The organism is Uliginosibacterium aquaticum (assembly GCF_012972705.2).
Classification (GTDB): domain Bacteria; phylum Pseudomonadota; class Gammaproteobacteria; order Burkholderiales; family Rhodocyclaceae; genus Uliginosibacterium; species Uliginosibacterium aquaticum.
The window spans coordinates 116,882-132,083 of the sequence record NZ_JABCSC020000005.1; the positions used below are offsets into that span (position 1 = coordinate 116,882).

Consider the following 15,202-nt stretch of genomic DNA (forward strand, 5'->3'; position numbering starts at 1 on the left):
AGCGGACCTGTGGGTCCGCTTTTCGTTTCTGCTTACCAGCTCTTCTTTGGCTTACCGCCCTTGAAGCCGGTCTTGGGTTTGTCACCAAAGGCCGGTTTGCTGAAGCCCTCACGCGGCTGCGTCGGGCGATCATCACGGCGCGGGGCGCTGTCATCGCGAGCGAAGCTGCGTTTCGGGGGCGCATCGCCAAAACTGCGTGGTGCATCACTGAAGTTGCGGCGCGGTGCGGCGGAATCGCCGCCAAAGCTCTTGCGTGGGCCATCGAAGGGAGCGCCACCTTCACGTGGGCGCGGCGGGCGATCGTCGAAGCTGCGGCGCGGAGCTTCGTTGTTGTAGGGGCTGCGTGGGCGATCGTCAAAGCTGCGCTTTTCCGGGAAGCCGCCCTCACGGCGAGGGCGCGGGGCCTCGTCGCGCGAGAAACCGCCACGGCGGCCTTCGTCGTAGGCGCCTTGCGGGCGGCGTTCTTCGCGCGGGGCGCGACTCTTTTCGTAGCGCTCACCTTCTGCCAGGGCACGGATATTGATGGCCTGGCCGCGTACGCGGGTGCGCTTGAGCACGCCCAGCAGCGGTTCAGGCAACACCGGCAGATCAACGGTACTGAAGTCATCGAAGAGGTCAATCTGACCAATCATGCGGCCGTCGATACCCCCTTCGTTAGCGATGGCGCCAACAATCTCCTTGGGCATCACGCCATGAGCACGGCCCACTTCGATGCGGTAACGCTGAGTCTTGCCGTCCGAGACGAACTCCTGACGGGGGGCACGTTCGCGCGGGGCGCGCTCTTCGCGCTCGAAACGGGGGCGCTCACCACGCTCCTCGAAGCGGGCCGGGCGTTCGTTGCGCTCGGAGAAGCTGCCACCGTCAAATTTGCGCGGGGCATCGGCCGGTGCCGTGGCTACGTCCCAGCCATGGCCGTGTTCTTCAACCTTCAGCGGGCGTTCCTTCTGAGCCATGAAGAGCAGAGCCGGGGCGATCTCTTCAACCGAGAGCTCATTCTCTTCCGCTAGCTGATCCAGCACTTCGCTGAAGTACTGCATGTCTTCGGCTTCGATAGTGTCAAGGATCAGCTGCTTGAGTTGAGCGATGCGGCGGCCTTCAACATCTTCGCGCGTCGGCAGGGAAATCTGCTCGATCGGCTGACGCGTGGCGCGCTCGATGGCGCGCAGCATGCCGCGCTCACGCGGGGCGACAAAGAGGATGGCGTTGCCGGTACGACCTGCGCGGCCAGTGCGGCCGATACGGTGCACATAAGCTTCGGTGTCGTAGGGAATGTCGTAGTTGATGACATGTGAGACGCGGGGTACGTCAATGCCCCGGGCGGCCACGTCGGTGGCAACGAGGATGTCGAGGGTGCCGCTCTTGAGCTGCTCGATCACACGCTCGCGCATGCCCTGGTTCATATCGCCGTTGATGGCGGCAGCAGCATAGCCACGGGCTTCGAGTTTGTCGGCGAGCTCTTCGGTCGCGATCTTGGTGCGAACAAAGATGATCGCGGCGTCGAAAGTTTCCTCGACTTCAAGGATTCGGGTCAGTGCATCGAGCTTGTTCACGCCGCGTACCTGCCAGTAGCGCTGGCTGATTGCCGCCACGGTGCTGGTCGAAGCCTTGATCTTGATTTCTTGCGGGCTCTTCAGATACTTGTGCGCCACACGGCGGATCACGTCCGGCATGGTGGCGGAGAACAGCGCGGTCTGGCGCGTATCGGGGATGTGCTGGAGGATCCACTCGACGTCGTCGATGAAACCCATGCGCAGCATCTCGTCAGCTTCGTCCAGTACCAAGGCTTTCAGGTTGGTGAGATCAAGGCTCTTGCGCTCCAGGTGGTCCATGACGCGGCCGGGTGTGCCGACAATGACCTGAGCACCGCGCGAGAGCTGACGTAGCTGAACCACCATACTCTGGCCGCCGTAGATCGGTAGTACATGAAAGTCGCGTAGGTAGCGGGCGTACTTCTGGAAAGCTTCGGCGACCTGGATGGCCAGTTCGCGGGTCGGTGTGAGAACCAGAATCTGCGGCCGGCGGTCGCTGGCATCGAGGCGCTCAAGCAGCGGTAGCGCGAAGGCTGCGGTCTTGCCGGTACCGGTCTGGGCTTCGCCGAGAATGTCACCGCCATCAAGCAGGATCGGGATACAGGCAGCCTGAATGGGCGACGGGGTTTCATAACCGACGTCGGCAAGGGCCTGGAGAATGGGGGCGGAAAGCTTCAGGTCGGCGAAGCTGGCGATGGAGTCTGACATGGCAGTGGTACCGGATTGGGCTGCGCAAATGGGCGAGCCGGGGAAATGCAGGAAGGCGACAGCGCGGGAATGCCGCTATTGTCGCCGATTCAGGATGTTTAGCGGATTTATTCAGCAGTTGCTGAAGTCTTTGTCGCTTCGGGCGGGCCCGATAAATGCCGGCGCACACGCCAGAATGTCCATGCGCCCATCAGGCCGGCGATTGCGTAGCCCAGTGGCGGAGCGATTGCGAGGAAGCGTTGTGGTTCCCAGTGCCAGGCTAGCCAGATGCGTAGCGCCGCCTCCAGTGCCAGGCCCGTACCCCATACGAAACTGATCTCGCAAATGAGCTTGCGGCTGCCGGCAAGCTGCCACCAGGCATGGAAACGCCCAGCGCCATGCTGCTCGTCTCCACGTTTTGCCATTGCGCACGCCAGATAGTAAACAAGCGGGCGTTGAAACAGCAGCGAAACCAGGAAAGCAATTCCGAACAAGCCGGAAATGAGTGATTCGCGCACCAGCAACAAGCGGGCATCCCCGCCCAAAGCCATGGCCAGCAGCGAGAGCGCAATGCCGCCGAGAATGAAGAAACTCAGGGCATCCACGCGCCGATAGCGGAGCAACTCGAAGACGCTCCATGCCAAGGGCGGCAGGGAGGACGCGATCAGGGCGCCAAATTCGCCGTAATGGGGTTCGGCGGCCGAGTAGGCGAGCCAAGGCGCCAGCAGGTTAAGCAATAGTTCAAGGAATGTATGCAGGCGGACCTTCATTGCATGGATGGAAGGGTGGCTATGGACAGGGGGCGGGATTGTGCCTCAGAACGGGCAGGGTGCAGTGAATTCGACCGGCTCAGTACTATCCGGATGCGGAAAACCCAGCCACTCAGCATGCAGCATGAGACGCGGGGCGGCCAGGCGCACCGCTTCGGGTGCGTAGAGCGCATCGCCCAGGATCGGATGCCCAAGGCTCAGCATGTGCACCCGGAGTTGGTGGGAGCGGCCGGTGAGTGGTTCCAGTGCTACCCGACTGCTCTGCGTTGCGGCGTCGAAGTGCAGGCTGGAATAGTGGGTCAGCGAAGGTTTGCCAATACCATGATCGACCATCTGGCGCGGGCGTCTGGGCCAATCCGTGATCAGCGGCAGGTTGACTGCTCCGCGCTCGGGGGTCAGCCGGCCTGCCACCCGCGCCAGATAGCGCTTGTTGATGCGCCGTTGCTCGAAAAGCTGACTCAGCGCGCGTTGCATGGCCGGGCCGCGTGCCATCAGGACGAGCCCAGAGGTTTCCATGTCCAGCCGATGAACGATTAGTGCTTCAGGGAAGAGTTTTTGCACCCTTGCAGCGAGGCAGTCCGCTTTTTCGGGGCCTCTGCCTGGCACGGTCAGCAGGCCGGCAGGTTTGTCCAGCACCAGCAAAGCCTCGTCAACGTAAATGAGTGGCAGGCCTTGGTCGGGCGGTGGCTGATAGGGCGAAGGGGGAGGGAACATGCGAGGATTCTATCGTGCCGATAGCGTCTTTCCGGGTTCGGGAATGCTTGACCAGATTGGTCGGGAATTGTATTCTTGAGCAAAACAATCAAGTATTGCCCTGAGGCCCCGCGCGCCAGCCCCGCAAAGGATTTCAGCCAGCCACCCACAGAGACCGGAGCAGAACATGCGCCTCACCACCAAAGGTCGTTTCGCCGTTACCGCCATGATCGATCTGGCCCTGCGCCAGGACAAGGGGCCAGTAACGCTGGCCGGCATCAGCGAGCGTCAGAGTATCTCGCTTTCCTATCTTGAGCAGCTGTTCGGCAAGCTGCGTCGCCATCAGCTGGTTTCCAGCGTGCGTGGCCCCGGCGGCGGTTATTGCCTGGCCCGTGCCATGGACAAGATTACCGTCGCAGACATCATCATTGCTGTTGACGAGCCGCTGGATACCACCCAGTGCGGTGGCAAGGAAGACTGCAATGGCCAGCCGCATCACCGCTGCATGACCCATGATCTGTGGTCCAATCTGAACCGCCGCATGTTCGAGTATCTCGAATCAGTGGATCTGGATACCCTGGTCAGCCAGATTCGTCAGCGCGAAAACCCGCATCAGGCTGTCGTGCTGTGCGACGAATTTCGTCGCGGCAGCAAGGCCGATGCTGAGGCGCTGGCCTGAGCGGGAACTGGCATGTTTGCCCCGGCCTATCTCGATCACAATGCCAGCACGCCGCTTGATGCGCGTGTGCGTGAGGCCATGCTGCCCTGGTTGGGCGGAGGGCGCTGGGGCAACGCGTCGAGTCGTCATGAATATGGCCGGCAGGCACGCGCTGCGATTGATCAGGCTCGCCAGCAAGTCGCGGCGGCGGTGAATGCGCACCCGACCGAGGTGATCTTTACCAGTGGCGGCTCCGAATCCAACAACCTGTTCATCAAGGGCGCGGCCGCGAATCTGCCTGTGGGGCGAATCGCCATCGGCGCCACTGAGCACCCCTGTGTGCGCGAACCGGCCCGGCAGTTGCAGCGTGCGGGCTGGCGGCTGGACGAGTTGCCGCTGAGTGCTGAAGGTGCGCTTGATACACAGGCAGCGCTTGATCAAGTGCTGCGTGACAAGCCTGCGCTGGTTTCGGTGATGCTGGCCAACAATGAAACAGGCGTGCTGAATGATCTTGTGACCCTGGCCAAAACCCAGCGTGCACAGGGTGGATATATTCACTGTGACGCGGTGCAGGCCTTGGGTAAAATCCCGCTCGACTTCCGCGCGCTGGGTGTGCATGGACTGACGCTCTCGTCGCATAAGGTTTACGGCCCCCTTGGGGCTGGTGCATTGGTGCTGGACAAGCGGGTCGAACTAGAGGCGCTGATTGGCGGCGGTGGTCAGGAGCGTGGGCTGCGCTCCGGTACCGAAAATGTCGCGGCCATCGTGGGCTTCGGGCTTGCCTGCGAACTGCAGCAAGATGATCTGCCGCAGCGGGTTCAGCATATGCAGACGCTGCGTGATTGCCTGGAGATCGGTTTGCAAAAAATGCAGGCCTGTCTCTTCGGCGTTCAGGCTGCGCGCTTGCCGAATACGAGTTTTTTCGCTTTTGAGGGTGTCGACGGCGAAACCCTGGTTGGCAAGCTGGATCGTGCCGGTTTTGCAATGGCGAGTGGCGCGGCCTGTTCATCGGCCAACCCCGAACCTTCGCGCACCCTGTTGGCGATGGGAGTTGCCCCTGAGCTGGCGCGTGGCGCGGTGCGGGTTAGCGTGGGGCAGGGCACACAGATGAGCGAAATTGAAAGTTTCCTGCTGGCCTTGCGTCAGACCCTGAATGAATTGAAGAACCTGACTGCGCTTGCAGTCTGAAACAAAGACAACAAGCCCCCTGGAGCAGCTGATGAAGTTCCCCATCTACCTCGATTACTCAGCAACCACCCCGGTTGATCCGCGCGTGGCGCAGAAAATGATTCCCTGGCTGACCGAACATTTCGGTAATCCGGCTAGCCGCTCGCATCCCTATGGCTGGGATGCTGAGGCCGCAGTGGAAGAGGCGCGCACGCAGGTTGCAGCGCTGGTGGGGGCTGACTCCAAAGACATCGTGTGGACCAGCGGCGCCACCGAGTCCAACAACCTCGCCATCAAGGGGGCTGCCCAGTTCTACAAGGGCAAGGGCAAGCATCTGATCACGCTGAAGACCGAGCACAAGGCTGTGCTGGACACCATGCGCGAACTGGAGCGACAAGGCTTCGAAGTGACCTACCTTGAGGTACAGGAAAACGGCCTGCTGGATCTGGAAACCTTCAGGGCGGCGCTGCGTCCGGACACCATCCTGGTGTCTGTGATGTTCGTGAACAACGAAATCGGCGTGATCCAGCCGATCGCTGAGATCGGTGAAATTTGCCGCGAGAAGGGCATCATCTTCCACGTTGATGCAGCGCAGGCTACCGGTAAGGTCGACATCAATCTCGAAACCCTCAAGGTTGATCTGATGTCCTTCTCGGCCCATAAAACTTACGGTCCTAAGGGCATTGGGGCTCTCTACGTGCGTCGCAAACCGCGGGTGCGGATCGAAGCGCAGATGCACGGCGGTGGCCACGAGCGCGGCATGCGCTCAGGCACCTTGGCTACGCATCAGATCGTTGGCATGGGGGAGGCTTTCCGCATCGCCCGCGAAGAAATGGCCAGCGAAAACGCGCGTATCGGCGCATTGCGGGATCGTTTGCTCAAGGGGCTCTCAGACATTCCTGAAACCTATGTGAATGGTGATGTGGCGCATCGTGTGCCGCACAACCTCAACATCAGCTTCAACTATGTGGAAGGCGAGTCGCTGATCATGGCGGTGAAGGACATTGCCGTATCGAGTGGCTCGGCGTGTACTTCGGCCTCGCTGGAGCCTTCCTATGTGTTGCGCGCCCTTGGACGCTCGGACGAGCTGGCTCACAGCTCGATCCGTTTCACCATCGGCCGCTTCACCACCGAAGAAGAAGTTGACTACACGATCAAGCTGATGCACGCCAAGATCGACAAGCTGCGCGAGCTCTCGCCGCTGTGGGAAATGGTGCAGGAAGGCGTTGATCTGAATTCCGTGCAGTGGGCTGCACACTGAATCTGGCAGGAGAAACATAATGGCATATAGCGACAAGGTCCTGGACCACTACGAAAACCCCCGTAACGTTGGCAGCTTCGGCAAGGATGAGGCCACCACTGTGGGCACCGGCATGGTCGGTGCGCCGGCTTGCGGTGATGTGATGAAACTGCAGATCAAGGTCAATGAAGCTGGCGTGATCGAAGACGCAAAATTCAAGACCTATGGCTGCGGCTCTGCTATTGCTTCGAGCTCGCTGGTCACCGAATGGGTGAAGGGTAAGACGCTGGACGAGGCGCTCAACATCAAGAACACGCAGATTGCGGAAGAACTGGCGCTGCCCCCGGTTAAAATCCACTGCTCGATTCTGGCCGAAGATGCAATCAAGGCTGCTGTCGACGACTATCGCAAGAAGCACGAGGCAAAGTAAATGGCTGTCACCCTGTCCGAAGCCGCTGCGCGGCATATCACCAAGTTTCTCGCCAAGCGTGGCAAGGGCATCGGCGTTCGCCTGGGCGTGAAAACGACCGGGTGCTCGGGCATGGCTTACAAGCTCGAGTATGCGGACGAATCTGAAACCGATGATCTGGTCTTTGAAAGTCAGGGTCTGAAGGTCATGGTCGATCCGAAGAGCCTGCCTTACATCGATGGCACCGAGCTTGATTTTGTGCGCGAAGGCCTCAACGAAGGCTTCAAGTTCAACAATCCGAACGTGAAGAACGAGTGCGGCTGCGGCGAGAGCTTCAACGTCTAGGGCCTGTGCAGACAATGCCCCCGGCAATACTTTGCCAATGCGGTATTGTCGGTGGCGGTAAAGCCTACCGTCTTGTTTTGCAGCCCTTCTGGAACCTAACCTGATCAGACGCCTTGCCGTGCCCCGTGTGTGGCAAGGCGTTCCACACCATGCAAGAGTACTTCTCACTCTTCGGTTTGCCCGAGCGCTATACGCTCGATTCTGCCCAGCTCGAAGCGGCCTATCGCAATGTGCAGGCACAGGTGCATCCGGACCGCTTTGCCCATCGCCCTGAGGCTGAACGGCGAGTGGCCATGCAATGGGCTACGCTCGCCAATGAAGCCTTCCGAACTCTCAAGAGCCCGCTCAATCGGGCCCGCTACCTGCTAGAGCGCCGTGGCCATGCAGTTGAAGCCGAGCGCAATACCGGCATGTCCCACGCGTTCCTGATGCAGCAGATGGAGTGGCGCGAAGCGGCTGAAGAAGCCAGTGGCGACGCAGCCGAGCTGCAGCGCCTGCAGAAGGAGCTGGCGCGTGACGAGCGTGTGATGCTCGACGATCTCAAGCACGCCATCGATGAGGTTGAAGATCTGGTCGTGGCTACCGAACTCGTGCGTCGCCTCATGTTCATGGAAAAACTGCGTCATGAAATTGATGACGCTCTCGCACAACTGGATAACTGATGGCCCTCCTGCAGCTCTCCGAACCGGGCGAAACGCCGGATCCGCATCAGCAACGTTTCGCAGTCGGTATCGATCTCGGCACGACCAATTCCTTGGTGGCGACCGTGCGCCATTCAATCCCGGAATGCCTGGCGGGTGACGGCTGCGGCGTGATCCTGCCTTCCGTGGTGCGTTATCAGCGCGATGGCAAGACCATCGTTGGTCAGGAAGCTCTGGCGGCCCAGGCGGCTGATCCGCGCAATACCATCGCGTCAGTCAAACGCCTGATGGGACGTGGCCTGGCGGATACCGATGCCGGCATGCGCGCGCGTTACGATCTGGTGGATACCGGCGGCATGGTGCGTATCAATACCGTGGCCGGGCCGCGCACCCCGGTTGAAGTTTCCTCCGAAATCCTGCGCGTGCTCCGTGAGCGCGCCGAAGCTACTCTGGGCGATGAGCTGGTGGGCGCGGTGATCACGGTGCCGGCCTATTTCGATGACGCTCAGCGCCAGGCCACCAAGGACGCTGCCCGCGTAGCCGGTCTGAACGTGTTGCGCCTGCTCAACGAGCCAACGGCGGCCGCCATTGCCTATGGTCTCGATGAGGCCGCCGAAGGTATTTACGCGGTGTATGACTTGGGGGGCGGCACTTTCGACTTCTCGATCCTGCGTCTTTCACGTGGAGTGTTCGAAGTGATGGCCACCAGTGGGGACTCCTCGTTGGGTGGTGATGATTTCGATGAGGCGCTGGCTGATTGGATGCACCGGCAGGCCAGTGGAGTAGATCTGGATTGCTCCAAATCCCGCGCTCTGCTGGTAGAGGCGCGGCGGGTCAAGGAAGCACTCACGACCCATCCTGAGGTGATCGCTCGCGTTCCTGTCGCGGCTGACGGGCTGCGCGAACTGAAAGTCGGTCTGGCCGATTTCCAGCAGCTGACTCGAGAATTGGTCGAGCGCACTCTGTTGCCGGTGCGAAAGGCGCTGCGTGATGCGGCCCTCAAGGTTGATGAAATTCAGGCTGTGGTGATGGTTGGCGGAGCGACCCGCATGCCGCATGTGCGTACGGCCGTGGCGCAGCTTTTCGGCCGTGAGCCCTTCACCGAGATTGATCCGGAGAAAGTCGTAGCCATCGGTGCCGCGATCCAGGCAAACGTTTTGGCCGGGAATCGTCGCCCTGGCGAGGATTGGCTGCTGCTCGACGTGATCCCGCTGTCGCTGGGTCTTGAGATGATGGGTGGGCTGACCGAGAAAATCATTCCGCGCAATTCCACCATCCCGGTCGCCAAAGCGCAGGAGTTCACGACCTACAAGGATGGTCAGACGGCCATGGCGATCCATGTGCTGCAAGGAGAGCGCGAGCTGGTGCAGGACTGCCGTTCCTTGGCACGCTTCGAGCTGCGCGGAATTCCCCCTATGCCAGCCGGTGGTGCCCGGATACGGGTGACCTTCCAGGTCGATGCCGATGGTTTGCTGTCGGTAAGCGCCCGTGAGCAGACTACGGGTGTTGAATCCAATGTCACGGTGAAACCCAGCTACGGGCTTTCTGACGATGAGATTGCCGGCATGCTCAAGTCTGGTTTCGAGCACGCGTCGGAAGATATGCAGGCTCGTGCCCTGCGCGAGCAGCAGGTCGAAGCTGAACGTCTACTCGAAGCGACTCGCCAGGCGCTCAACGAAGATGCTGCCTTGCTCGAAGCTGATGAACTGCTGCTGGTTGAATCGGCCATGAGTCGTTTGCAGCAACTGGCCACCGGCACGGATCACCTTGCGATCAAGACTGGCATCGATGCCCTCTCGGCACAAACTGGCGAGCTTGCTGCGCGGCGTATGGACAAGGCCATTCGCCAGGCGCTCACTGGTAGCCGTGTCGATAACCTCCCTATCTGAAAGGAGAAGACCATGACTCAGATCGTCGTCCTCCCGAATGCCGAATTGTGCCCCGATGGCGCTGTTCTTGAAGCCGCTCCTGGCGAAACCATCTGTGATGTGTTGCTCGCCAACGAGATCGATATTGAACACGCCTGTGAGAAGTCCTGTGCCTGCACCACCTGCCATGTAATCGTGCGGGAAGGCTTCAACTCGCTCGAAGCGGCTGACGAACTTGAAGAGGACATGCTGGACAAGGCCTGGGGCCTGGAGCCGCAATCGCGCCTCTCGTGTCAGGCCGTGGTTGCGGAGACACCCCTGGTGGTGGAGATTCCGCGCTATACCGTTAACATGGTCAGTGAAGGAAACTCCAAATGAAATGGACTGACACACTTGAAATCGCTATCGCACTCTCCGATGCATATCCGGATGTGGATCCGACCCGGATCAATTTCGTCGACCTGATGAACTGGGTGAAAGCTCTGCCAGGCTTTGACGATGCCAGCGATCGGTGTGGTGAGCGCATTCTTGAAGCCATCCAGAGCGCCTGGATCGAAGAGCGCGAATAAAGCCGGAATACGCAGATTTGGCGTGCGGCGAGGCGGCAATTTATGCCGCCTTTTTCATGCGCTCCAATTCCTCCTTGGGGTGTTTCTGGGAGCGCATTTAATCCAATAAAATCAAATACTTGTATTGTAATTAAAGGCGAGGGAGAAAACTGGCACCGGATTTGCGTTAGAAGCTCGTAACAGCAGCGGAGCGCGCGACCATGTCAGGCCTACTCAGTATTTCTCTTACCGGTCTCAATGCCTCACAGGCAGCGCTGAACACGACCAGCCATAACATCTCGAACGCCAATCTGGCGGGTTATAACCGTCAGCAGGTCGTGCTGGAGTCTGCCCAGCCGATGTTCAGCGGGGTGGGATTCTTCGGGCAGGGCACCGAAGTCAGCACAGTCAAACGCGTCTATAGCCAGTTTCTCGCCGGGCAGGTGCTCGCCGCAGATACTTCGCGCGCTGAATTTGAAACCTATTACAACCAGATCAAGCAGGTAGATAACCTGCTTGCGGATTCCACTGCCGGTCTGAGTCCAGCGCTCGACGAATTTTTCCGCGGCGTCCAACAAGTGGCGGCAGATCCCTCCAGCGTGCCTTCGCGCCAGTCCATGCTGTCCAATGCCGAAGCGCTGGCTACCCGTTTCAAGGCCATGCAGGCGCGTATTCAGGAAGTTCGCGATGGCGTCGAAACCCAGATCAGCCAGGTGGTGGGGCAAATCAACACCTTAGCCAGCAAGGTTGCGGATCTCAACAACAAGATCGTTTCCGCCCAGTCGGCCGGCCCCAATGTTCCGGCAAATGACTTGATGGATACGCGTGACGCCATCGTCACTGAGCTCAATACCCTGATCAAGGTTACGGTCACCGGCAATACCGATGGCACCATCAATGTATTCATTGGTAGTGGGCAGCCGCTGGTGATGAATACCGATGTGTTTTCGCTCAACACAGCGCCTTCTGCGACAGACCAGAATCGCGTCGCAGTGGGGGTGCAGCTACCCAGCGGCGGCATCGTGCCGATTCCAGAGAACCTGCTCAGTGGCGGTGAATTGGGTGGCCTGATCAAATACCGCAGTGAATCGCTGGACGAAGCCCAGAATGCCCTGGGCCGGATCGCGCTGAGTCTGGCTACCACTTTCAACGCGCAACATCAGCTCGGGCAGGATTTGCAGGGCACTATGGGCGGCAATTTTTTCGGCTCGCTCACCTCGACCATGCAGAATTTGCCGAATCTGCTCACATCAGCCCCTTCAACCGCGAGCCTCACGACCAGCGTGGTGGATGTGGGCGGGCTCACCACGGATGACTACGTGATGAGTTTCGATGGGGCCACCTATACGTTGAGCCGGACGTCGGACAGTGGCGTTGTGTATTCTGGCGCTACGCTGCCGACGAATGTCGATGGATTGAGTATTTCCGGCACGATGGCGGCCGGAGACCGGGTGCTGATCCAGCCAACCCGCTTTGCCGCACGCGATATCTCGGTAGCCATTCAGGATACCGCCTTGATTGCCGCAGGCTCTCCGGTGCGTAGTGTTGCCGCAAGTACCAATACCGGTACCGGTTCCGTGACTCAGCCGGTCGCTGAGAGCTTGACCGGCATTCTTGCGCCCGCCGCCGCTCACATTGCCACTCCGATCACCCTGACTTTTGATTCGGCGCTGAATCAGTTCAACGTTTCCGGCGCTGTGCCAGCCACCATTGCCTACGATCCGGCCAGCAACGCTGCGGGAACCACCGTAACCCTCACCAATCCCAATCTGAGTTTTGCGATTGCAGGTCGCCCTGCCAATGGCGATACCTTCACCATCGAGACCAATGTTGGTGGCACCAAGGATGGGCGCAACGCCAATGCGCTATACGCGATCGCCTCGGCCAAGGATTTGCTCGGGGGTACGGCGACCCTGGGTTATGCGTATTCGCAGATGGTCAGCAATGTTGGCACCCAAACCAGCGAAGCCAAGGTCAATGCCACAGCACAAGCTGGGCTGCTGGAGCAGGCAACGGCAGAGCAGCAAGGCCTTTCAGGCGTGAACCTGGATGAAGAGGCCGCCAACCTCCTGCGTTACCAACAAGCCTATCAAGCTTGCGCGCGCTGCATCGGTATAGCGCAAAGCCTGTTCGACGACATCCTCTCGGTCATGAGGTAAGCATCATGCGAGTCAGCACCTCCCTTATTTACGACACCAACGTTGCTACCATTGGTCGCCAGCAGGTGGATCTGCTGCATACCCAACAACAACTCTCGACTGGCTCTCGCGTGGTCGCGCCGAGTGATGATCCGGTGGCCTCGGCGCGGGCGCTGGAAATCTCCCAGTCCGTCAGTCGTATCAATCTCGAAAAGGAGAACCAGGGGACGGCTTCCGATTCGCTCAAGGCGCTCGACAGCCAGTTGGGCGCCATCGGTGAGTTGCTGACCTATGTGCGTGAACGTGCGGTTCAGGCGGGTAATGATGCACTCTCAGCGGAAGACCGGCGTTCCATCGCGGTGGATGTGCGGGCGCAGTTCGAGGAGTTGATGAGCCTTGCCAACGCCAAGGATTCGTCTGGCGAATACATGTTCTCCGGCTACAAAGGCGACGCACAGTCTTTCACCGGTAATCTTTCAGGCGTGAGTTACCAAGGGGATCAGGGCACTCGAACCCTTCAGGTTTCAAGTACCCGCCTGATTCCGGTCAGTGTGAATGGCAGCGAGCTCTTCCTTAATATCGAGTCCGGCAACGGCACTTTTTCCACGCATTCCACATCTACCACCGCCACCATCAGCGATGGCGATGTAACCGGCCCCGTGGCTTACGCTGGTGGGCAATACGGCATCCGTTTCAGCAGCCCTACGACTTACGATATTTTCGATTTAGCGACTGATCCGACCATGAGTGGGGCGCCCTTGACATCGGGGGCGTATGTCTCCGGGCAGTCCATTGGCTTGCCTGATCCGGCGAATGCTGCGACCCAGGAAATCGCCATCGTGATTTCTGGAACCCCCTCTGCCGGTGACACTTTCAATGCCCTGCCTGGAGCCAGCACTGACATGTTCACAAGTCTGCAGCAGCTGATCGTGGGGCTGGAGAACACCACCGGGGCGGATTACCAGACAACGATCGCTGAATCGATCAGCCGGCTCGACAATGCGCTGGAGAATGTGCTGCGTCTGCGGGCGCAGGGAGGCTCTCGACAATTGGAAGTCGAGGCGCTGGAGAGCGTAGGGGAGGACATGCAGATCCAGTATGCGGACCGACTGGATCGTCTGGTGGGGCTGGATTACGTAACCGCGATTTCGGACTTCCAACAGCAGCAGACCTACTTGGAGGCTGCCCGCAGCACCTTCTCCAAAGTCACGGGGCTGTCCCTGTTCAACTTCATTTCTTAAGGGCGCGCCATGAAGCGACTCCTGCCAACCCTCCTGCTGCCAGCCTGGCTGGCGATGGCAGCGTGCAGCACGCTCAGCAAACCAATTCCAGCGTCTGAGGGGCTAGAGTATGTCGTGACCTATGGCGATGTACTGAAGGTTGGGCTCCTGATCGGTACGCTTTACTACATTACCGATCCGAGGGCACCAAGTTGGGAAATCAGTGAGACCCGCCTGCCTGACCAGCGCGTGATCTATCAGATGAACAAGCAGTATCTCAGCGTGGGTGGGGATGGCGAAGCGGGCTACATCATGCGGCGGCGCGCCGAATCACTGGTGCGCGAGCTGGGGATGGAGGATTACCGGATCGAGCGCTTTGAGGAAGCCGTGGATAACCGTATCCTGCTGCCGCGCCGCACGGCCTACGCCGAGATCCGGATGATCCCGGCGAAGGCCGTAGGCGGATAGCGCAGCGGCTTAAAGCGGCTCGTCAGTACCAATGGCGACCGAATTGAAGCCAGCATCCACATACATGATCTCGGCCGAGATGCCCGAGGCCAGATCGGAACACAGGAAGGCCGCGGCGTTGCCGACTTCATCGATGGTCACATTGCGACGCAGCGGCGCATTGTGTTCATTGAAGGTCAGCAGCTTGCCAAAGTTGCCAATGCCAGAGGCCGCCAGGGTACGGATCGGTCCGGCCGAGATGGCATTCACACGGGTTCCTTCCGGGCCCAGTGCATTGGCCATGTAACGGACCGAAGCCTCCAGGCTGGCCTTTGCAAGGCCCATCACGTTGTAGTTGGGCAGGGTGCGGACCGCGCCGAGATAGGAGAGGGTCAGCAGCGAACCATTGCGCCCCTTCATCAGCGGGCGAGCGGCTTTGGCGAGCGCCGCGAAGCTGTAACTGCTCACTTCGTGAGCGGTACGGAATGCCTCACGCGAAAACCCTTCAAGGAAGTCTCCCTTGAGGGCCTCTGCTGGTGCAAAGGCCAGCGAGTGCACGATGCCATCCAGTCCGTCCCAATGTTGGGCGATTGAGTCGAACAGGGCAGTGATCTGCTCGTCGTACTGCACATCGCACAGGAATACTCGTTCGCTGTCGAACTCACGCGCCATTTCTGTCACGCGATGCAGGAAACGCTCGTGCTGGTAAGTGAAAGCGAGTTCAGCGCCTTCGCGATGCATGGCTTTTGCCACGCCGTACGCAATCGAGCGATTGCTCAGCAACCCACAAATGAGGATGCGCTTGCCTGCGAGAAAACCCATTTCCGTTCCCCGGTAATTTT

The 15,202-nt window shown here is 59.8% G+C and carries 16 protein-coding genes; 12 read left to right on the forward strand and 4 right to left on the reverse strand.

Annotated features, from left to right (window positions below; all coding sequences use genetic code 11):
- Window positions 1–32: 32 nt before the first annotated feature.
- The 3 genes from HJ583_RS17335 to HJ583_RS17345 form a co-directional block, all read right to left on the reverse strand.
- A complete protein-coding gene (locus tag HJ583_RS17335; protein ID WP_170023089.1) occupies window positions 33–2,237 on the reverse strand; it encodes a DEAD/DEAH box helicase in 2,205 nt (734 codons plus the stop codon).
- A gap of 107 nt (window positions 2,238–2,344) precedes the next feature.
- A complete protein-coding gene (locus HJ583_RS17340; RefSeq protein ID WP_170023090.1) occupies window positions 2,345–2,986 on the reverse strand; it encodes a VC0807 family protein in 642 nt (213 codons plus the stop codon).
- A 45-nt stretch (window positions 2,987–3,031) separates the two neighbouring features.
- On the reverse strand, window positions 3,032–3,700 hold the full coding sequence (locus HJ583_RS17345) for an RluA family pseudouridine synthase (RefSeq protein ID WP_170023091.1): 669 nt from the start codon (window positions 3,698–3,700) through the stop codon (window positions 3,032–3,034).
- 166 nt (window positions 3,701–3,866) lie between these two features.
- Here HJ583_RS17345 and HJ583_RS17350 point away from each other — a divergent pair, with 166 nt between their 5' ends.
- The 12 genes from HJ583_RS17350 (at window position 3,867) to HJ583_RS17405 (ending at window position 14,381) form a co-directional block, all read left to right on the forward strand.
- Window positions 3,867–4,358 (forward strand): Rrf2 family transcriptional regulator, encoded by a 492-nt coding sequence (locus tag HJ583_RS17350; protein WP_170023092.1) that lies wholly within the window; start codon window positions 3,867–3,869, stop codon window positions 4,356–4,358.
- A gap of 12 nt (window positions 4,359–4,370) precedes the next feature.
- Window positions 4,371–5,525, forward strand: a complete 1,155-nt coding sequence (locus HJ583_RS17355) for a cysteine desulfurase family protein (RefSeq protein ID WP_170023093.1) — start codon at window positions 4,371–4,373, stop codon at window positions 5,523–5,525.
- A gap of 28 nt (window positions 5,526–5,553) precedes the next feature.
- Window positions 5,554–6,765 (forward strand): IscS subfamily cysteine desulfurase, encoded by a 1,212-nt coding sequence (locus tag HJ583_RS17360; RefSeq protein ID WP_456243328.1) that lies wholly within the window; start codon window positions 5,554–5,556, stop codon window positions 6,763–6,765.
- A gap of 19 nt (window positions 6,766–6,784) precedes the next feature.
- On the forward strand, window positions 6,785–7,174 hold the full coding sequence (gene iscU / locus HJ583_RS17365; protein ID WP_101943839.1) for a Fe-S cluster assembly scaffold IscU: 390 nt from the start codon (window positions 6,785–6,787) through the stop codon (window positions 7,172–7,174).
- Window positions 7,175–7,498, forward strand: coding sequence for an iron-sulfur cluster assembly protein IscA (iscA, locus tag HJ583_RS17370; RefSeq protein WP_170023095.1), 324 nt, complete (start codon window positions 7,175–7,177; stop codon window positions 7,496–7,498). It begins immediately after the preceding gene.
- Between the two features lie 149 nt (window positions 7,499–7,647).
- Entirely contained in the window at window positions 7,648–8,160 is a 513-nt protein-coding gene (gene hscB, locus HJ583_RS17375) for a Fe-S protein assembly co-chaperone HscB (protein ID WP_170023096.1), read from the forward strand.
- Complete coding sequence (gene hscA, locus HJ583_RS17380) at window positions 8,160–10,028, forward strand: Fe-S protein assembly chaperone HscA (protein ID WP_170023097.1); 1,869 nt, start codon at window positions 8,160–8,162, stop codon at window positions 10,026–10,028. The genes hscB and hscA overlap by 1 nt, the downstream gene beginning before the upstream one ends.
- A gap of 12 nt (window positions 10,029–10,040) precedes the next feature.
- The gene (fdx, locus tag HJ583_RS17385; RefSeq protein WP_170023098.1) at window positions 10,041–10,385 is read left to right on the forward strand and encodes an ISC system 2Fe-2S type ferredoxin; all 345 of its coding nucleotides are present in this window, start codon (window positions 10,041–10,043) and stop codon (window positions 10,383–10,385) included.
- Window positions 10,382–10,576, forward strand: coding sequence for a Fe-S cluster assembly protein IscX (iscX, locus tag HJ583_RS17390; RefSeq protein WP_101943829.1), 195 nt, complete (start codon window positions 10,382–10,384; stop codon window positions 10,574–10,576). Before fdx ends, iscX begins: the two co-directional genes overlap by 4 nt.
- A gap of 200 nt (window positions 10,577–10,776) precedes the next feature.
- A complete protein-coding gene (gene flgK, locus HJ583_RS17395; protein ID WP_170023099.1) occupies window positions 10,777–12,714 on the forward strand; it encodes a flagellar hook-associated protein FlgK in 1,938 nt (645 codons plus the stop codon).
- Between the two features lie 5 nt (window positions 12,715–12,719).
- Entirely contained in the window at window positions 12,720–13,934 is a 1,215-nt protein-coding gene (flgL, locus tag HJ583_RS17400; RefSeq protein WP_170023100.1) for a flagellar hook-associated protein FlgL, read from the forward strand.
- Window positions 13,935–13,943: 9 nt separating this feature from the next.
- Complete coding sequence (locus tag HJ583_RS17405; protein WP_170023101.1) at window positions 13,944–14,381, forward strand: hypothetical protein; 438 nt, start codon at window positions 13,944–13,946, stop codon at window positions 14,379–14,381.
- Window positions 14,382–14,390: 9 nt separating this feature from the next.
- On the opposite strand, the gene fabI is transcribed toward HJ583_RS17405, so the two are convergent.
- Window positions 14,391–15,182 (reverse strand): enoyl-ACP reductase FabI, encoded by a 792-nt coding sequence (gene fabI / locus HJ583_RS17410; protein ID WP_101943822.1) that lies wholly within the window; start codon window positions 15,180–15,182, stop codon window positions 14,391–14,393.
- Window positions 15,183–15,202 lie beyond the last annotated feature (20 nt).